General features: G+C 63.1%; 19 protein-coding genes. 3 read left to right on the top strand and 16 right to left on the bottom strand.

Annotation, left to right across the window (positions count from 1 at the left end; all coding sequences use genetic code 11):
- Window positions 1-27: 27 nt before the first annotated feature.
- The 11 genes from WAW17_RS28485 to WAW17_RS28535 all read right to left on the bottom strand — a co-directional run bounded on the left by WAW17_RS28485 (window position 28) and on the right by WAW17_RS28535 (window position 10,730).
- Window positions 28-567, bottom strand: coding sequence for a hypothetical protein (locus WAW17_RS28485; protein ID WP_422336212.1), 540 nt, complete (start codon window positions 565-567; stop codon window positions 28-30).
- Window positions 564-1,145, bottom strand: a complete 582-nt coding sequence (locus WAW17_RS28490; RefSeq protein WP_422336213.1) for a hypothetical protein — start codon at window positions 1,143-1,145, stop codon at window positions 564-566. Before WAW17_RS28490 ends, WAW17_RS28485 begins: the two co-directional genes overlap by 4 nt.
- Window positions 1,109-2,575 carry an MCE family protein gene (locus tag WAW17_RS28495; RefSeq protein ID WP_422336214.1) on the bottom strand — a complete coding sequence of 489 codons (1,467 nt, stop codon included), beginning with the start codon at window positions 2,573-2,575 and terminating at the stop codon, window positions 1,109-1,111. Before WAW17_RS28495 ends, WAW17_RS28490 begins: the two co-directional genes overlap by 37 nt.
- Complete coding sequence (locus WAW17_RS28500; RefSeq protein ID WP_422336215.1) at window positions 2,572-3,714, bottom strand: MCE family protein; 1,143 nt, start codon at window positions 3,712-3,714, stop codon at window positions 2,572-2,574. Before WAW17_RS28500 ends, WAW17_RS28495 begins: the two co-directional genes overlap by 4 nt.
- Window positions 3,711-4,814, bottom strand: a complete 1,104-nt coding sequence (locus tag WAW17_RS28505) for an MCE family protein (RefSeq protein ID WP_422336216.1) — start codon at window positions 4,812-4,814, stop codon at window positions 3,711-3,713. Before WAW17_RS28505 ends, WAW17_RS28500 begins: the two co-directional genes overlap by 4 nt.
- A complete protein-coding gene (locus WAW17_RS28510; RefSeq protein WP_422336217.1) occupies window positions 4,815-5,810 on the bottom strand; it encodes an MCE family protein in 996 nt (331 codons plus the stop codon).
- A 4-nt stretch (window positions 5,811-5,814) separates the two neighbouring features.
- A complete protein-coding gene (locus WAW17_RS28515) occupies window positions 5,815-6,825 on the bottom strand; it encodes an MCE family protein (RefSeq protein WP_422336218.1) in 1,011 nt (336 codons plus the stop codon).
- A complete protein-coding gene (locus WAW17_RS28520) occupies window positions 6,822-8,012 on the bottom strand; it encodes an MCE family protein (protein WP_422336219.1) in 1,191 nt (396 codons plus the stop codon). Before WAW17_RS28520 ends, WAW17_RS28515 begins: the two co-directional genes overlap by 4 nt.
- A 4-nt stretch (window positions 8,013-8,016) precedes the next feature.
- On the bottom strand, window positions 8,017-8,895 hold the full coding sequence (locus WAW17_RS28525) for an MlaE family ABC transporter permease (RefSeq protein WP_422336220.1): 879 nt from the start codon (window positions 8,893-8,895) through the stop codon (window positions 8,017-8,019).
- 19 nt (window positions 8,896-8,914) lie between these two features.
- Window positions 8,915-9,598: an MlaE family ABC transporter permease gene (locus WAW17_RS28530; RefSeq protein ID WP_422336229.1), complete on the bottom strand. Its 684-nt coding sequence runs from the start codon at window positions 9,596-9,598 to the stop codon at window positions 8,915-8,917.
- A 286-nt stretch (window positions 9,599-9,884) separates the two neighbouring features.
- Window positions 9,885-10,730: an SDR family oxidoreductase gene (locus tag WAW17_RS28535; RefSeq protein ID WP_422336221.1), complete on the bottom strand. Its 846-nt coding sequence runs from the start codon at window positions 10,728-10,730 to the stop codon at window positions 9,885-9,887.
- Window positions 10,731-10,845: 115 nt separating this feature from the next.
- Between WAW17_RS28535 and WAW17_RS28540 the strand changes: the two genes are divergently transcribed.
- Complete coding sequence (locus WAW17_RS28540) at window positions 10,846-11,994, top strand: acyl-CoA dehydrogenase family protein (RefSeq protein ID WP_422336222.1); 1,149 nt, start codon at window positions 10,846-10,848, stop codon at window positions 11,992-11,994.
- Between the two features lie 15 nt (window positions 11,995-12,009).
- Here WAW17_RS28540 and WAW17_RS28545 read toward each other — a convergent pair whose 3' ends face one another.
- The 5 genes from WAW17_RS28545 to WAW17_RS28565 form a co-directional block, all read right to left on the bottom strand.
- On the bottom strand, window positions 12,010-13,266 hold the full coding sequence (locus WAW17_RS28545; protein ID WP_422336223.1) for an NAD(P)/FAD-dependent oxidoreductase: 1,257 nt from the start codon (window positions 13,264-13,266) through the stop codon (window positions 12,010-12,012).
- A gap of 5 nt (window positions 13,267-13,271) precedes the next feature.
- Window positions 13,272-13,463 carry a ferredoxin gene (locus WAW17_RS28550; protein ID WP_422336224.1) on the bottom strand — a complete coding sequence of 64 codons (192 nt, stop codon included), beginning with the start codon at window positions 13,461-13,463 and terminating at the stop codon, window positions 13,272-13,274.
- Between the two features lie 18 nt (window positions 13,464-13,481).
- A complete protein-coding gene (locus WAW17_RS28555; protein ID WP_422336230.1) occupies window positions 13,482-14,828 on the bottom strand; it encodes an aldehyde dehydrogenase family protein in 1,347 nt (448 codons plus the stop codon).
- A 128-nt stretch (window positions 14,829-14,956) separates the two neighbouring features.
- Window positions 14,957-15,361, bottom strand: a complete 405-nt coding sequence (locus tag WAW17_RS28560; protein ID WP_422336225.1) for an SCP2 sterol-binding domain-containing protein — start codon at window positions 15,359-15,361, stop codon at window positions 14,957-14,959.
- Between the two features lie 114 nt (window positions 15,362-15,475).
- A complete protein-coding gene (locus WAW17_RS28565; protein WP_422336226.1) occupies window positions 15,476-16,720 on the bottom strand; it encodes a cytochrome P450 in 1,245 nt (414 codons plus the stop codon).
- A gap of 176 nt (window positions 16,721-16,896) precedes the next feature.
- Between WAW17_RS28565 and WAW17_RS28570 the strand changes: the two genes are divergently transcribed.
- The gene (locus tag WAW17_RS28570; protein WP_422336227.1) at window positions 16,897-17,439 is read left to right on the top strand and encodes a TetR/AcrR family transcriptional regulator; all 543 of its coding nucleotides are present in this window, start codon (window positions 16,897-16,899) and stop codon (window positions 17,437-17,439) included.
- 104 nt (window positions 17,440-17,543) lie between these two features.
- Window positions 17,544-17,723 (top strand): ATP-binding cassette domain-containing protein (locus WAW17_RS28575; RefSeq protein ID WP_422336228.1); only part of this gene is annotated, 180 nt, incomplete at its 3' end.

Below are 17,723 nucleotides of genomic sequence, written 5' to 3' on the forward strand. Positions count from 1 at the left end.
ACCCTCACCGATGTGAAAACTAGGGAATCAGACCGGAGTCACGTCGGCGATCTTCCAATCGTCCCCGACCTTCTCCATGGCGACGGTGACCCTGCTTCCGTCGAGCTTCGGTTCCGCGCGATCACGGGACGTCGTGGTCTGGTTGAGGAAGAGCAGCAACGTCACCTCGTTCTCCGACGATTCGACCACTGCAGATTCGACGACGGTCGCCGACGTGGTGACGGACTTCTCCCTCGCCGCGGGCGCGATCACCTGGCCGGCCAATGTTTCGTACTGCTTCCGGAAGTCACCGGTCAGACTCTCCAGAGCAGCGCCGAGTTGCGCATCGACCGAGTTGAAGTCGTAGGAGAGCAGGACGGGCACCTTCTCCACCGCAGCGGACGTTGCCGACGACCGCGCATCCAGCGTTCTCTCGTCACCCCGGTCCTGCACGAACAGCATCGCGGCCGCCGCGACCGTCCCGGCGGCGACGAGGGTCGCTGCGGCGGTGACGATCCGGCGGGTAGCCGCCGGCCAGCCGGCGATGCGGGCGGAGGGATTCATCTTGTTCTTCGAATCATTGCTCACGGCACAAACTCCACATTCGATACGAGCCAGGAAGAATCGATGTTCTCGAGACTGACTTTCATGCGGTAGCTGCGCATGTCCCCATCGGGGGCCTCCGTGTTCTTCACTGTCGACGTGACGGCGGCAAGCACTGTCGCCTTTCGGTCGTCCGCCTCGACCAAGCCCACGGACTTCACCTCACCGGTCGATTCCACCTGGCCCTGCGCGAGAACCTGCGTGAAGCTTCCGGATACATCGGTGAATTGGTCCCGGAACGAGCCGGTGGTTCCCCCGAGGATGCGGTCCAGGTCCTCCTGCGCAGTGGCGTACCGCAGCGTCACGAGGTTCACCGATACCTGCCGTGCCGTGTCGAGAATCCGGGCGTCGCGCGCATTCGCATTCTCGAAGTCGCGCTGGCCGAAATACAGAACTGTTCCGAAGGCCGCCGCCGCGAGGGCAAGGAGCACAGAGATCACGAGGAACACGGTCAGACCGCGCGCACCCGGCTCACGTGGTGACACGCTCGCTTCGTTCTCGAGTGCTGGCTCCGAACCGGCCTCGATCATGTCAGCACCGGATTCAGCAGTAGAGACTGCCATTTCGCGTCCTCCTCGGACTCTGGTGTCGATCCCCTCGACGTGGCTTCGGCCGCCTCCGTCAGTGTGTACGTGACTCCGTCCGGCGCAATGAAGCGTCCGGTAGCAGGGTCGTACGGCACGGCGTCATAAGACCGTGTGTCGTACGTGCCGCTGTCCAAACCGGCAGGCGCCACGACACCCGCTGGAGGCTCCTGCTGCTGGGCGCCGGGCTGTCCCGGCCGGGACAGCATGCCCGGCCAGGTCGAGGGCAGCCCCTTCGGGCACTCGGATATCTCGGCGGTGCGGACGGACGGATTCGTCGCACAGGGGAGGTTGCGCGCCCCACGGACCGAGCGGGGGTCGTCCTGCGGCAAACGGCAGTACGTGTTGGTAGACGGCTCCGCCGGGCTCAGGTCGGAGGGATCGCGTCGCTCGATGTCCTCGAATCCCACGGTGCACGGTCCTGCCTGCTGGGTATCGGCCAGCTTCACGTCGAGCGGACCCTGGGGCTCGTTCGGATCGCCGCTGAGCTGCATCCCCTGGTGGGCGTAGCTTGCGATCGAGGCGAGCGCCGGGTACACCACCAGAATGTGACGGAGATTCGGAAGGTTCACCTCGAATACCTGCCCCACCGATTGCAGGTTCTCCAGCAGGAGCTGCGTTGCCGGTCGAATGTCGTTCAGAGTGCCACCGACGGTGGCGGCGAACTCCGGACCCACGTCGAGCGTGGATCTGATCTGTTCGTCGTTCATCCGCAACTGCTGCGTGAACGACGCCAGATCGCTGGTGAACGAGCCGACGTCGCCACTGATCTCGTTGCCCACGTCCAGCAGCGTCTCGCCGTCCGAGAGCAACCTCAGGGTGGGATCGATCGTCTTCTGGGCGTCCTCGAGAATCCCGCCGGACGAGTCGATCAACCGTCCCAGTGCGGGGCCCGTCCCGTCGAACGCGGCCGAGGCCTCGTCGAGGGTCGTGCGTAGCGCGTTCAGCGGAATCGACTGCAGGAATTCGTCCGCGTTGGTCAGCAGAGTGCTCGCCGAGGTGGGGACCGAAGTCCGGCCCACCGGAATGACATCGCCGTCGCCCAGGTACGGGCCCACGGTGGTAGTCGGCTGCAGATCGATGTTTTGCTCGCCGATCGCCGACACGCTGCGGATCTGTGCCGTTGTCCCGGCGGGGACGTCGGTACCGGAACGCAACTGCATCGTCGCCACCGCGCCGACCGGAGCCGTCGCGATATCTGTCACGGTGCCGATGTCGATTCCCCGATAGGTGACGATCCCGTTGACGTAGAGGCCGCTCGCGTCGGTGAACTCGGCTTCGACCGTATAGGTACCGATCCCGGTGAATCGCTGCAGGCCAGCGTAATTGAAGGTCGAGTAGGTCACGCCGAGCACCGTCAGGATCGCGAAGACCATCAGCTGTATACGCACTGTTCTGGTGAGAGTCATCGCGGCGTCCCCTGTGTGAGAGTTTCCAGAGCGTTCCCGTCTTCGGTCGGCGCCAGGAACGGATTCGATGCCCTGGTGGCGTTGCGCAGGCCGGCCCAGTGGTCCACGGGAATGCTCCCGAGGATGTCGTTCGAGATCGTCTGTGTGCTGAGGTCCAATGTCATGAAGAGGTTGAGATAGTCACCCTTCACGATGTTCTCCGCGCTGGTGAGGGGGAAGGGCACCGAGGCCGCGAGGATCAACGCCTCGGGGAGGTCGGAACCCGCGGCTGCAAGCTCCGTGAGTGTCGGGGCGAGGCTCGTCAGATTCGCCGTGAGATCGTCACCACTACTGTCGAGCACACGGTGCGCGACGTCGCCGAAGGCGCCGACGCTGCGCAGCATCGCCTCGAGATCATTCTGCTGCCGATCCAGTATCTCGACGGCCGGCTGGATGGATTCGATTCCCCGGTCGATCGTCACGGTCTGCTCGCCGAGCACCCCGGCGAGCCGGTCGAGACTGTCGATCGCCCGCGTGATGTTGCCGCGCTGCTCGTCGAGGCTCCGGACGAAGACTTCGAGGTTGCTGAGCATGCCGTGGATGTTCTCCTCGCGGCCACTCATGACGTTGTTCAATTCCGAAGTGATCGTCCGGATCTGCTCCAGACCACTGCCATTGAGAACGAGGGACAGGGTGGAGAGCACTTCCTCGGTCTCGGGGTACCGGCTGGTGCGGGAGATCGGGATGGTGTCACCGCCTCCGAGTCGGCCCACCGCATCCTGGCCCGCCGGGGTGGTCAGTTCCAGATACTGCGCACCCAGCAGACTCTTCTGGGCCAGCTTCGCGGTGACGTTCGCCGGCAGTTCCACATCTTCACTGATGTCGAGGGTGAGCTCTGCGGTCCACCCCTCGATGTCGACCTTGCGTATCGTGCCGATGGTGACGTTGTCCGCCTTGACCTCCGAGTTGGCGACCAGGTTCTGGATGTCCTCCATCTCCACCGTCACCCGGTAAGAGTCGCCGTCGATCGAATTACCCGGTAGTGCATAGGAATTGATGCCATCGAATCGGCACCCTGCGAGGGTCAGGAGCATTCCGGCAGCGAACACGGATACGGCCGTGCTGCGCGCCGCGCGGGAACGTCGGGGGTTTGCCGTCATCGTCCACCTCCGGTGGTGGGCATCATCAGGCCTTCCATCGAGGCGGGCGACACGGCCGCACCGCGCAAGGCGTCGGTGACGTTGGCGCATTCCTGCTGCGGTGCCCCGACAGTGGTCACCAGACCGCAGATCAGCTTCAGCGGATCAACCTTGTCCGGAACCATCAGGGCACCGGTCAGGGAGTTCGCGTCCCGGTCGTAGATGTTGTAGAGGTTTGACAGTGCCGTCGGAGCGATATGCAGGACGGCGGCAATCTCGTCGATCCGTTCCACCAGCAGTCCGCTCACCTTCGTGAGTTCGCTGAGGTCGGTGGAGAGTGCGTCGCGATTGTCTGCGACGAACTGCTGGACATTGGTCATCGCCGGCCCGAGCGCGTGCAACGCGGCGTCGAGCTCGGTGCGGTTGTTGTTCAGCACCTGCGACACGGACGTGAGTTCGTTGCTGAACCCCACCACGTCACGATCGCTCTGTGCGAGAGCGGTCACGAAGGTCTGCAGACCATTCACCGTTCCGAAGAAGTCGTCGCTGCCGCCTTCGAGAGTCGCCGAGGCTTCGGAGAGCGCCACGATGGTGTCGTGGATGCTCCTGCCCTTACCGTCGAAGGCGGTCGCCGTCGACTCGAGGAACCGGTTGACACTGCCGTCCGCGTTGAGGCCTTCCGGACCGAGGTCCGAGGCCATTTGCGCCAATTGCTCTTTCACCTGGTCGAATTCGACAGGCACCGCCGTACGGTCGACGTCGATGACTGCGCCGTCCTCGAGAACCGGACCGCCCTCGTACACGGGAGCGAACTGCACGTACCGTCCCGTGACGAGCGTCGGGGACACGATCGCAGCCTTCGTGTCCGCCGGCACCTGGTACTTGCTGTCGTAGCTCACCTCTACCCGCACGCGTGATCCGTCGGGAACGATCTCGTCGATCGTCCCGATCGGGACGCCGAGGACGGACACCGGGTCACCGACGTACATGCCCGCCGAGTTGGTGAAGTAGATGGTGGCGTGTTTCGTCTGCGCGCGAACCGCGGCGTACGTGACTGCCGACACCACCAGCGCAAGGGCGACGAACCCGATGATCCATCCGGTATATCTGCGGCCCGTCATCTAGTTACCCCCACCGAAGCTGTTCGGCATCTGACCCCGCAGGTCGGCCGGAAGGATGTTCTGGAGAATGACACCGAAGTACGGGCCACTGCTCACCGCCTCGTTCAGGTTCCGGATGAACGGCGCCATCCGGGTCAGTGCCTCGTTGAGATTGCCGTAGTTGCTGTTCAAGGTGGCGGTGACGGTCTCGAGCTCGGCCAGCGTCGGTCCGATCGCCGCGCGGTTTTCGTCGGCCAGCGCGCTCAGCTGGTTGGCGACCTCACGCACGTTGATCAAGAGGGTGCGGATGGTTTCAGCACGCTCGTTCAGCGCCGCGAAGAGCGCACGTCCGTCTCCCATCAGCGCGACCAGTTGCTGGTTGCGCTCCGCCAGGACCCCGGACACACCGTTGGCGTGCGTCGCCATCTGACGCAATTCACCATCTCTGGACGAGATGGTGTTCGACAACCGCGAGAGCCCGTCGAGCGACGACTGCAGTTCGGGGGGCAGGTCCGAGAACATTTCTCCGGTGACGTCGAGGGCCTGCGACAGCTTGTCGACGTCCGTCTCGGTGACCGTCCGGGTCACCTCCGACAGCGAGTCCGTGATGTCGAATCCGGCGGTCGTTCTTTCGATCGCGATCGTCGCACCCTCGTCCAGCTCGCCCGATCCGCGGGATTCGAGTTCGATGAATCTGCGGCCCAGCGCCGTCTGTACTTTGATGGCAGCGGTGGTCGCATCGCCCAGCGCTGCGTTGTCCGTGTCGGCGGTGAACGACACCTCGACCGCGGTACCCGCCAGCTCGATTTCGGTGACCTTACCGACCTTGACGCCCGCGATCTCCACGTCGTCGCCGCTGTGCAATCCACTCGCGTCGGCGAACCTGGCCTTGTAGTCGACTGCGTCGTTCACACCCGGGAGGGATTCGAAATTGAATGCCGCCACCAGGACCGCGGCGATCACTCCGGTTCCGATCAGCCCGATCGGCCCCGGTCTGCGTTCCAGAAAGGACTTCATGAAACTACTGGCACCTCTCGACTGGGGAGATGAACATGGGCGTATCTGCGTGGCCGCTCACCGCCGGATACCGAATGGCCAGGCCGCAGACGTAGAAGTTCACGAAGTTTCCGTACGCCACGCGGCCCATTCGCTTGTAGAACTGCGGAAGCTCACCCATCGCGAAGTTCAGCGTGTCGGTGCTGGAGTTCAGGTTTCGGGACAACGACCCGAGTTCGGTGATGTCCTGCTGAATCGAGGGGCGTGTGTCGCCCAGGAGCCCGGCCATGGTCGCGCTCGCATTGTCGATGTCGACGAGCGACCCCGTGATCATCTCGCGGTCGGCGGAGAGCCCGCCGATGAGACTCTGAATCTGCTGCACGATCTTCGAAAACTGATCAGCGCGCGCATCCACGGTCGCGAGTACGGCATCGAGATTGGAGATCAGTCGTCCGATCACCTGATCGCGATCCGCGAGAGTGTTCGTCAACGTCGCAATCTCCTGCACGAGCAGGCCGATGGTTTCGGTCTGACCGTTCAAGACCTCGATGAGTGCCACCGAGAGCCGGTTGGTCTGTTCCGGATCCAGCCCTTGCAGAAGCGGTTTGAACCCGTTGACGAGTTCGTCGAGATCCAGCGCCGGCTGCGTCCGGTCGGACGGTATCGGCTCCTCCTCCGAGAGCGGTGTCATCTCACCAGGGCCGTTGGTCAGCTCCAGATACCGGTCACCGATCAAGTTCTTGTACTTCACCGCGGCGACAGTTCCGCTGAGCAACGGACGATCCTCGGACACCGTGAACTCGACAATGCTCTCGGTGGTCCCGCGTAGCCGCACCGCCTCCACCTTTCCGATGGGGACGCCGGCAACCTTGACCTCCTCCCCGGGAACGAGGCCCGACGCGTTGACGAAGATCGCCGAGTACGACCGGCTCGGCCCGAAGCGCATGTTGCCGACAACCGTCGCGAGCAATGCGGTCGTCACCGTCGTCACCAGCATGAAGATGATGAGCTTGAATCCAGGTGCCTTCGATGTCATTTCGCGGGTCCAAACATGTTGTCGGGGCCGAAGAGGAGGGAGAACAATGGCGATTTCGCCAGTTCCCCGAACTCGAACTCCCGCTGGTACGCGTCGGAGCCGTCGTTGAAGTTCGTCTGCGCGGGCTTCGCGTCACCCGGACCCATTGGGGCGCCATAGCAGTTCGGTGGATTGTCGGCACCGTTGACCGGCAGGTTCTTCCCCGGCGCGTATGGTGGGTCGCCGAACAGCACGGTCGACAGCACGTTCAATCCGGGACGCGTTGCGCCGAGCGTGTTCTCGAGCAACTTGCGGCTCTGGTTCATCGCGGCCGCGAAGCATGTGTATTCCGGGGAGTACTCGGCGAACAGCTTGGTGGTGGGGTCCAGAACATCGAGTGCCTGAATCAAGGGCGGGCCGGTCTCTTCGAAGAACTGAGTGCCCGCATTGCCCATACCGGTGAAGCTCAACAGAAACGCGCTGAGTTGCGCGTCCTTCTCGACGATCGAATCGCTGGTGACGGAGAAATTGTCGACCATCTGCAGGAACGCGGGCGAGGCGTCCGCGAAGGTGTCCGCGTTGTCCGCCAGCTTGGTGATGTCACGCTGCAGCACATCTGTGCTGCCGTTGAACCGCGTCAGATAGGTGTCGACCTGACTGAGCACGTCCCCCAGCTTCGAACCCCGGCCTTGCAGGGCGGTCGCCGCCGCCGTCAGCGTGGAATTGACCTTGCTCGGTTCCAGGGAATCGAGCACGGTGGTCAACGTGCTGAAGACGTCGTTGACCTCGATCGTGGTGCGGGACGCGTCGATCACCGAACCGGCCGCGAGCATTCCGGAGCCGGCGGACTCGGGGGCCACGAGGGTCACGAACTTCCGTCCGAACAGCGTCGTCGGTTCGAGTTCGGCGGAGACCCCGGCCGGAATGGTGGCGAGCTCGTCGGGCTTCATCGACAGTTCCAACTCGGCCTTGTCGCCTGTGTAGGACACTTTCGATACAGACCCGACGACGACGCCGTTCACCTTCACGTCCGAACCCTCGTCCATGAGAAGTCCGGCACGGTCGGTCAGCAAGGTCACCTTCGCGGTGGAAGTGAAGAAATCGCTGTAGAACCCGACGGACAGCAAGCTCAACAGGACGACGACGACGATCAATCCGGCACCGCGCAGTGCCAGTGCGCCGCGGGAAAGCGCTAGAGGTGCACTCACGACGTCACCCCGAGATCCGTGCGCCGGCACCCGCGCCGCCGTAGACGGCGATGCCGATGAGCAGGTCCACCACCATGATTGCGATCAGCGACGTGCGCACCGCACGGCCCACGGCCATCCCGACACCGGCAGGTCCGCCGCTCGCGTTGTAGCCGTGGTAGCAGTGCACCGACATGACGACCAGCGCCATGGCCAGCACCTTCACCAGCGACCACAGCACATCCGACGGCACCAGGAAGACGTTGAAGTAGTGCGCGTAGGTTCCGCTCGACTGCCCCGCCAACCACACGGTCACGACCTGCGTCGACGCGTACCCCATGATCAGCGCGATGGCATAGAGGGGGACGATGGCGATCAATCCGGCGATGACGCGGGTGGTCACCAGGTACGGAAGCGAGGGGATCGACATCGCCTCGAGCGCGTCGATTTCCTCACTCACCCTCATAGCCCCGAGCTGGGCAGTGAAACCGGCGCCGACGGTCGCCGTCAGCGCCACACCCGCGATGACGGGAATGGCTTCACGGGTATTGATGAAGGCCGAGACGAATCCCGCCATCGCGGAGATACCCACGTTGCCGAGTGTCTTCGTTCCCTGCTGCCCTACCTCGTAACCCGCTGCAGCGGTAAGAAATCCGATGACAACCACGCTGCCGCCGATCACGGCGAGTGCGCCGGTGCCCAGGCTCACCTCCGCGACGAGTCGCATCACCTCTTTGCGGTACTGGACGAGCGTCTTTCTGATCCACCCGAAACTTCGCGCATAGAAGGACACCTGCCGGCCCATTTCCGCGAGGTACTCTATGGGACTGTCCGCGGCGCGCAGCAGGGCGCGAGCCTGTCGGCTACCGCCGGCGCCGTCCTTCGTCACCGAGTCCTGGGTCATCTGTTCTCCTTGAACCCGCTCACCGAAGTTGCAGCGAGATAGTCGTGATGATCGAGTTGGCGAGGAAGAGAAGGACGAAGCTGAAGACCACGGTCTGGTTCACCGCGTCTCCCACGCCCTTCGGCCCACCTTTGGCACCGAGCCCGAGGTGGCAGGCCACCAGGCCGGCGAGCAGACCGAACACTCCCGCTTTCATTTCGCTCACAACGAGATCACCCACAGTGGTGAGAACAGGAATGCTGGTGACGAACTGACCGGGAGTCGCGCCCTGGAGGAATACTGCGAACACATAGCCGCCGATGAGACCGACCGTGGTGACCAGTCCGTTCAGGAAGAGCGCGACAAAGGTCGAGGCGAGCACACGGGGCACCACCAACCGGGAGATCGGGTCGATGCCGAGTACTTGCATGGCATCGATCTCCTCGCGGATCTTCCGTGAGCCGAGGTCTGCACAGATAGCGGTTGCCCCCGCCCCGGCGACCACGAGGACGGTCACTACCGGTCCGATCTCGCGCACCACTGCCAAACCTGCGCCGGCACCGCTGAAGTCGATCGCACCGATCTCGGTAAGCAGCAGATTGATCTGAAAGACGACGATGACGCAGAAGGGGATTGCCATGAGCAACGTCGGCACGATGGACACACTGGCGATGAACCACGCCTGCTGGACGAACTCACGAAACTGAAAGGGGCGGCGGAACATCAACCGGAATGTTTCCAGTCCGGTGGCGTAGAAGCTTCCGACAACCACCGGCGCGGTCTGGCCCGCCGACTTCACGGCCGAGAGAACGCCGGCTGACCGCCCACTTTCGCGCACGATGAATCCACACTCCTCGCTTGGGTATTAGGCGGTTCTCCGCGTCGGCGGCATTCCCTGAACGGGGGCACGCATGCACAGCGGCAGTACTATTGCTCATGCGTCGCAATCGGACTGCGTGGTGAAGCATGTCACACATAAGCCGAGTTACGCAAGCCCTCGGTGACTCTATTTACTTTCTATTAGATTCGCCTGCCGGGAGCGCGGCTACCACGGCCTGACTGAGCGATCCCAGTCCGGACAGCCCGAGTCCTCCGTCGACAACGATCTGAGCACCGGTGACGTAGCTGCCGAGAGGCGAGGACAGCACCACCGCCATGGCACCGATTTCTTCGACGGTCCCGAAGCGTCCGAGCGGTACGGCGCGTGTCCACACGTCCTCACCGACGGGGCCTGTGAGTCGCTCCATGCCCTCGGTACCCTCGATCGGACCTGGCACGATCGAATTCGCCCGAATTCCGTACTGTCCCCACTCCAGCGCGAGGTTACGCATCAGGTTGTCGACGCCGGCCTTCGCCGCGCCGACGTGCGCTTGGTGGGCGAACGGCAGATACGACTGTCCCGCGGAGATGAAGAGCAAGTTCCCCCCGGTCTCCTTCAACTGCGCAAACGCCGACTGCGCGGTGTGAAAGCTTCCGAGCAAGTCGATGTCCAGTACCGTTCGGAACCCGTTCGAGCTGATCGATTCTGCCGGCGCGAAGAAGTTTCCCGCGGCACCGGCCACCACGGTATCGACCGGCCCCAGTTCCTCGCGGGTCGTCTCGAACGCGGCTTCGAGAGCGTCAGCGTCCCGAACGTCGGCGGCGGAGATGGAGACCTCCACGCCGAGCGCCCGCAACTCGACGGCGGCCGTCTCGAGACGGGCACGGGTGCGACCACAGATCGCCACATTCGCCCCCACGGAGGCGAAGCTCTTCGCGATGCCGAGGTTGATCCCACTCCCCCCACCTGTGATGAAGACGTTCCGGCCTAGCAGAAGGTCTTTCGGCAGGGAATCAACCGGATTCACGGGGGTCATATCGGGCGCCTTTCGTTGACGAATATGATTAAACAGTCAATACTGACGGCTTACTCATGTCAAGACGGCCCCCGTGTCCTGCGCCACCCAATCCTCCGATCGAAAGGTTCCGTCCATGAACCGCGACCTGTACACCCCCGACCACGAGTTGTACCGAGAATCGGTGCGAGCGTTCCTCGCCCGCGAAGTGCAGCCCTTTCAGGACGAATGGGATCGGGAGAGGATGATCGATCGTTCGGTCTACGTTCGCGCCGCCGAATCGGGCCTCTACGCCCTTCAGATCGACTCCCGGTACGGCGGTTCCGGTGAACCGGACTACCGATACCGCATGGTGGTATGTGAGGAGGTGGCCCGGATCAACGCACTCTCCTTCGGACTCACCCTCATGTTGCAGGACGACCTGGTGCTGCACTATCTGGTGGACCTCACGACCGAGGAGCAGCGTCGCCGCTGGCTGCCAGGCTTCGCCGCCGGAACGACCATCGGCGCGCTGGCGATGACGGAACCGGAAGCCGGCAGCGATCTGCAGGGAATGAAGACCGACGCCAGGCGCGACGGCGACGACTGGATCCTCAACGGGCAGAAGACCTTCATCACGTCGGGAATCATGTCCGACCTGGTAGTCGTGGCGGCGCGGACGAACCCCGAGGCCGGATCGCGCGGCTTCTCCCTCTTCGTCGTCGAACGGGACATGCCCGGTTTCATCCGAGGACGCAAGCTCGAAAAGATGGGGCTGCCCGGTCAGGACACGGCGGAGCTGTTCTTCGAGAACGTCCGAGTTCCCGCCGAGAACCTTCTGGGAGAGGAGGGTCACGGACTGCAATATCTGATGAGCCATCTTCCGCGTGAGCGCCTCGGCGTGACCGCCTCCGCGTTGTGCACGAGCCGTGCCATCTTCGCGACGACCGTCGAATACTGCAAGGAGCGCCGGGCTTTCGGACAGTCCATCGCCGACTTCCAGAACACCCGCTTTCAGCTCGCCGAGATGTCCACCGAGCTCGACGTGGCGGAGGCCTACGTGGATCGATCCGTGATGGCCTACAACGCAGGCACTCTCACGCCCATCGAGGCCGCGAAAGGCAAATGGTATCTCACCGAACTGCAGAAGCGTGTGATCGATCGGTGCGTGCAACTGCACGGCGGATACGGGTACATGCTCGAATATCCGGTTGCCAAAGCATACGTGGATACGCGGATCCAGACGATCTACGCCGGGACGACGGAGATCATGAAAGAACTCATCGGCAGGGACCTGGTTCGCTGACGACGGGCGGAGGCGCTAGATGGCGGCGGTAATCCGCTTGGCCTCGAGCAGCTCCCGTCGCATGGCGGAGAACTCCAGCGCCTCTTCCCACGACGACCCCTTCGCGATCAGGCCGCGATACTTCATGATCTCGGTCTGGCCGTTCACCGTGAGTGCCCCCACGAAGCGGTCACCCTCCCGGTACAACGCGACAACGCGCTTACCCGTCCCGAGATCACCGTCGGTCACCACGACCTTCTCAGCCTGCGAGGATCCCACGAACTGGATCCGAACGTCGTACCAGTCCGACCAGAAGTACGGAACCGTCGAATACGGCTTCGCTTCTGCTGGATTCAATGCGTTCCTGGCCGCGGTGGCTCCCTGCTCGGCGGCACTGGTCCAGTGCTCGAGTCGCATCAGCCTGCCGAATACCGGGTTGTGCCACCGTGCTACATCGCCGGCCGCGTACACGCCCTCCACGCCGGTGAACAAATTCTCGTCACACACGACACCGTCGTCGAGGATGAGACCCGAACCTTCGAGCCACCCCACCGTGGGCGACGCACCGATTCCGACGACCACGAGGTCCGCGGGGATCACGGTGCCATCCGCGAGGATCACGCGCTCGACCTTTCCGTCGCCCTCGAGGGCTCGCACACCGATGCCACACCGGAGATCGGTGCCGTGGGAGGTGTGCAACGACCCGAGTGCCGCGCCCATCTGTCGGCCCACGGCGCGCATGAGCGGGGTGGGAAGCGCCTCGACGATGGTCGGCCGCAAACCTCGCTTGTGCGCGCCCGAGGCCACCTCGGACCCGATGAATCCAGCTCCGATCACCACCACCCGCGCCCTGGCGTCCAATGCCTCACGCACCGCCACCGCGTCCTCGAGCGTCCGGAGTGTGTGCACGCCCGCGAGATGCTCTGTTCCGGGCAGCCGGCGGGCCTCGGCGCCGGTGGCGATCACGAGGGCGTCGTACCTGATCTGCCGCCCGCCCCGAATCGTCACCGCACGCTGTGCGGTGTCCAGGCCTGTCGCAGGAGCGCCCAGCGCCAGTTCGACACCGAGTTCGTCACGCAGCACTGCATCGCTGCGGAACCGGGTCGATTCGGGCTCGGTTCCGGCCTCGCGCTCCTCGAGATACGCCTTCGACAAGGGTGGGCGATCGTAGGGCAGATGCTCCTCTGCCCCGATGAGGGTGATTCGTCCCTCGAATCCGGCTTTGCGGGCGGCTTCAACGGCTCGCAGGCCGGCCAGCGACGCGCCGGCCACCACCAGATGCTCGATGCCCATCTGTTTTATCGTTCCAGCCGCAATGCCTCGGTGGGGCAACCCGCGATTGCCTCCTCCACCTCGGCGAGACCACCCTCGGGCACTTCGTCCGTCAGGAGATTCAGGTCGCCGCCGTCGTCGACCTCGAATACCTCCGGCGCCAAGGACTCACATATTCCGAGCCCGGTGCACTTCTTTCGATCCACGATGATCTTCATGGCTCATTCCTTCTTTTCTCAGAACACTTTCCGCATGAGCGCGAGCGCCTTGTCCGTGTACGGGGGATAGATCAACTGCAGGTCAGGTTTGAACGTCTTCGACAGCACCGCCTTGCGATGGCTCAGCGCCTCGAATCCCCACCGCCCGTGGTAGGCGCCCATGCCGCTCGCCCCGACACCGCCGAAGGGCAATTGCGGAACCAGGCAGTGCATCGCGATGTGATTGACCACGGCGCCACCCGAGCTGATCTCGGTCAGCAACCGGCGTTTCGCGGCACCCGACCTGGTGAAGATGTAGGTTGCCAGGGGCTTCGGGCGCGCATTCACGAACTCGATGGCGGCATCGAGCGAGTCGATGGCGAGTATCGGAAGAAGTGGCCCGAAAACCTCGTCCTGCATGACGGAATCGGTGGGACTCGGATCCACGATCACCGTCGGTTGGATCGTCAACGATGCGGCATCGAAGTCGCCACCGGTCACGATCTCACCGGAGGTGTCCGCGATGTATCCGATCAGCCGCTCGAACTGGCGAGCGTTGACCACACGCATGCCGGTGTTCGGTGCCTCCGAACGGAACTTCGTGACCGTATCGATGATCCGGCGGACCAGCTCATCCTTGACCGACGCCTCGACGAGTACGTAGTCAGGGGCGATGCAGGTCTGTCCGGAGTTCAACAGTTTCGTCCAGGCGATCCGGCGGGCGGTGATCTCGAGGTCCGCGTCCTTGGTGACGATCACCGGGCTCTTGCCGCCGAGCTCGAGCGTCACCGGCGTCAGATGCGGCGCCGCGCCGGCCATGATCTTCTTCCCCACCTCGGTGCCGCCCGTGAACAGCGCATGATCGAAGCCCTGGGCAAGCAGGTCCTGTGTCACCATTCCGTCGCCCTCGACCACGGCAATCGCGTCCTTGTCGAGATACTCCGGTATCAGCCGGGCCAGCAACGCCGCAGTGGCAGGCGCCAATTCGGAGGGCTTCACCACCGCGCAGTTCCCGGCGGCCACGGCGGCAACCAGGGGACTCAGCGCCAGGTACACGGGGTAGTTCCACGGCGCGATGATCAGCACCACTCCGAGCGGCTCGTGCTGAACCCACCCGAGCGAGGGGAACTGGTTGAGCGGCATGGGCTGGAACCGGCGGCGCATCCACTTGCGCAGTTTCTTGCGGGCATACACCGCTTCGCCCTTCGTCGATGCGATGTCACCGAGCCAGGCCTCGGCCGCGCTGCGGCCGAGGTCGGCATCGAGTGCGGCCGCAATCTCGCCTTCCCGCTCCTCGACGAGGCGTTCGATTCCGCGCAACTGGCGAATCCGCCAGGACACGTCCCGGGTCCGGCCTCCGGCATACACTCCACGAAGCTTCGCCATCAGAGCGGGAAGCTCGTCTGATCCAACTGCAGCGGGTTCGCGTGTCGCGTCGACGGTCACGGAATTCTCCTCGGTTGTGTGTGGTGCGGGGCGGACACGTCGCGTTCCTTCGCGATCGATCGACGGGACTACTTGACGATGAGGTCTTCGCGACCGTCGCGCTTCAGGTTCTCAACGTAGACAGGGAAAAGCTTCTTGCCGAGTGGTGCGAGCTTGAGCAGGCTGGCGACGTTGCCGTCGACCTTGATCTTGCTCTTGGCCATCGCGAGGGGAAGATTGACCTTGCCCTGCCAGTAGGCATTGCCGGTGTCGGCGGTCATCGACATGGTCGCCGCCGGTTCCGACTCCACTCCTTCGGGCACCACCGTGTTCTGTCCGAGGTCGACCACGAGATCGGTTGCGGGGTCGGAAAAGTCGAAACGCAGAACGAGACCGGTTGCCTTCAGCTTCGGAGCCAGCTCCGGATCGGAGAACGCGCTCTCGAAGATCCCGCCGATGTAACGGCGAACCTCATCAGAATTGGTGAATCCCATGGTCTTTCCCTTCGTCGCGAGGCGGCGCGGTGCCACCGGTCACATACATAGAAACTAACATAAGTTAACTTATGCGCAAGGGTTGATCGTGCCCCTTGCACGCTGCCGGTTTCATCAATCAAGCGAATAGGACATCGATTTCACCGCATTCACGAAGTTGCCCACCAAGAAGTCGGGCTCCCCGAGCTGGAGGTTCGGCGCACGGTGCAGCAGCTGGTCGAAGATGTGTCGGAGTTGGATCTTGGCGACGAAGTTGCCCAGACAGTAGTGCGGTCCACCGCCACCGAAGGCAACATGCCGGTTGGGGGTACGCGAGATATCGAACTTCCAAGGGTCGTCGAAGAACTTCTCGTCACGGTTACCGGACGCGTAAAACATCGCTACCCACTCGCCCTCACGAATCTGCTGCCCGCCGAGAACCGTGTCACGAGTTGCCGTGCGACGGAACGTCATCACGGGCGAAACCCATCTGACTACCTCCTCGATGGCACCGCCGATGCGTCCGGGGAAATCTTCGAGTAACAGGGCTCGCTGTTCGGGGAAATCATAGAATGCTCTGGTGCCGAGGGTGATCGTGTTACGCGTGGTGTCGTTGCCGGCAACGGAGAGAAGAACGAAGAACGATCCGAGCTCTTCGTCGGTCAGCCGGTGGCCATCCACCTCGGCATTCACCAGATTGGTCCAGATGTCGTTACGCGGATTCTTGCGAGTCTCCTCCGCGAACTCCATTCCCATCGAGAGCAGTGCCACCAGCGATTCACTCAACACCTCACCGGGCTCGCGGCCGGCAGCGACGTCCTCGTCCGCCCAGGACACCATTCCGTCGGCATGGTGAGCAGCCTCTTCCCGTCGATCCTCGGGCAACCCGAGCATCTCGTAGATGGTCCACATCGGCAGACGCATCGAGACCTGTCTGACGAAGTCGCCAGTGCCGCCACTCTCGATCAGGTCGTCGACGATCTGCGTTGCCTGAACTTTGATCTGGCTCTCGATCTTGTGGACCTGCTTGGGGGTGAACGCCGAACTCATCAGCTTGCGCAGAATCTGATGCTGGGGAGCGTCCATCGCCAGGAAGGACGATGCGGCCTCGAGGTGGTCTTCGGGAACCTCCTCGAACTGCGTACCCCTGCCGGAGCAGAAGATCTCCGGGTTGGTGCTCACCTCGACAATGTGCTCGAGGCTGGTCACAGCCCAGAAACCGAGGTTCTCGGGCGGCATCAGCGCACCCTCGACGGGCCGCTGCCAGCTGACGGGGCACTCGGCCCGCAGGACCTTGAAGACCTCTTCGCGTTCTTCGGCCGTGCTCGCCCAGAAGGAGAGCGGCGAGACGCTGAGCGGGTGGTAGGGGCGATCGGTCACGAAGTCTCCTGAAAGATTGACTTTCCATCGAATGCTTTGGGCCCGGATGTCCCTGTGCCCTGCGTCACAAACCAATCTAACATAAGCTAACTTATGCGCAATGGCCTGTCTGGGACGGTCCCGAATCGGACGAACTCGTACACTCACGGGACTGGCAAGAGATCTAGGGGGCACCGGTGGCGACTTTGGTATCGCGCAGCGAGTACTTTGTCGCTGCAATAGCGATCCTGTCCACGGATGGTTATGGCAGCCTCAAGCTCGCTCCCCTGTGCAAATACCTCAAGGTCACGACGGGCTCGTTCTACAACTACTTCGCCAACTGGCAGGAGTTCAAGACCGAACTTCTTCAGGTATGGCTCGACGAGCGCACACTGCAACTGGTCGAAATGGCGAATACCGAGGCGGAGCCGTTGCGCCGCTTGCACATGCTGGTCGAATTCTCTACCAATCTCCCGCACCGCGCGGAATCCGCGATCCGCGCGTGGAGTCATACAGACCCCGAGGTTCGAGAAGTGCAGGCGATGGTGGACCGTCAGCGGTACAGCGTCGTGCTGGGCGCAATCTCGGGCATCCTCGGCGACGAGGTACTGGCCGAACAGTTTGCACACCTCGGGCTCTATATCCTCACCGGATACGAGCAGCTCGAGCCGCCACAGGATGTCGCGTACCTACGCTGGTCGCTCAATCGCATCATCGAAGATATCGAACGTCTACTGTAACAATGAGTTTCGAGCCCATCCTTGGGATTCATTGACTTTCAAACGATCCCACTGTGTACTGGCACCTCGGTCTCTTCGGGGTGGAATTCTTATCGGAGGTAGTTTTGGGAGTCGAGGTTGCTGTCGAGGGACTCACGAAGTCTTTCGGCTCGCAGAGAATCTGGCAGGACGTCACACTGACCCTCCCGTCCGGTGAGGTCAGCGCGTTGCTGGGCCCGTCGGGTACCGGTAAGTCGGTGTTCCTCAAGTCGCTGATCGGTCTGCTCCGCCCGGAGCAGGGCTCG

It is taken from the genome of Rhodococcus sp. (in: high G+C Gram-positive bacteria) (assembly GCF_049286785.1).
In the GTDB taxonomy this organism is placed as follows: Bacteria; Actinomycetota; Actinomycetes; order Mycobacteriales; family Mycobacteriaceae; genus Rhodococcus_F.

What these genes read in the sequence shown, in the direction of transcription:
- WAW17_RS28490 (WP_422336213.1), bottom strand. Translation starts at nt 1,145, where the DNA reads ATGGCAGTCTCTACTGCTGAATCCGGTGCTGACATGATCGAGGCCGGT.
- WAW17_RS28505 (WP_422336216.1), bottom strand. Translation starts at nt 4,814, where the DNA reads ATGACGGGCCGCAGATATACCGGATGGATCATCGGGTTCGTCGCCCTT.
- WAW17_RS28535 (WP_422336221.1), bottom strand. Translation starts at nt 10,730, where the DNA reads ATGACCCCCGTGAATCCGGTTGATTCCCTGCCGAAAGACCTTCTGCTA.
- WAW17_RS28560 (WP_422336225.1), bottom strand. Translation starts at nt 15,361, where the DNA reads ATGGGATTCACCAATTCTGATGAGGTTCGCCGTTACATCGGCGGGATC.
- WAW17_RS28545 (WP_422336223.1), bottom strand. Translation starts at nt 13,266, where the DNA reads ATGGGCATCGAGCATCTGGTGGTGGCCGGCGCGTCGCTGGCCGGCCTG.
- WAW17_RS28555 (WP_422336230.1), bottom strand. Translation starts at nt 14,828, where the DNA reads ATGGCGAAGCTTCGTGGAGTGTATGCCGGAGGCCGGACCCGGGACGTG.
- WAW17_RS28500 (WP_422336215.1), bottom strand. Translation starts at nt 3,714, where the DNA reads ATGACGGCAAACCCCCGACGTTCCCGCGCGGCGCGCAGCACGGCCGTA.
- WAW17_RS28530 (WP_422336229.1), bottom strand. Translation starts at nt 9,598, where the DNA reads ATGTTCCGCCGCCCCTTTCAGTTTCGTGAGTTCGTCCAGCAGGCGTGG.
- WAW17_RS28510 (WP_422336217.1), bottom strand. Translation starts at nt 5,810, where the DNA reads ATGAAGTCCTTTCTGGAACGCAGACCGGGGCCGATCGGGCTGATCGGA.
- WAW17_RS28495 (WP_422336214.1), bottom strand. Translation starts at nt 2,575, where the DNA reads ATGACTCTCACCAGAACAGTGCGTATACAGCTGATGGTCTTCGCGATC.
- WAW17_RS28550 (WP_422336224.1), bottom strand. Translation starts at nt 13,463, where the DNA reads ATGAAGATCATCGTGGATCGAAAGAAGTGCACCGGGCTCGGAATATGT.
- WAW17_RS28525 (WP_422336220.1), bottom strand. Translation starts at nt 8,895, where the DNA reads ATGACCCAGGACTCGGTGACGAAGGACGGCGCCGGCGGTAGCCGACAG.
- WAW17_RS28515 (WP_422336218.1), bottom strand. Translation starts at nt 6,825, where the DNA reads ATGACATCGAAGGCACCTGGATTCAAGCTCATCATCTTCATGCTGGTG.
- WAW17_RS28540 (WP_422336222.1), top strand. Translation starts at nt 10,846, where the DNA reads ATGAACCGCGACCTGTACACCCCCGACCACGAGTTGTACCGAGAATCG.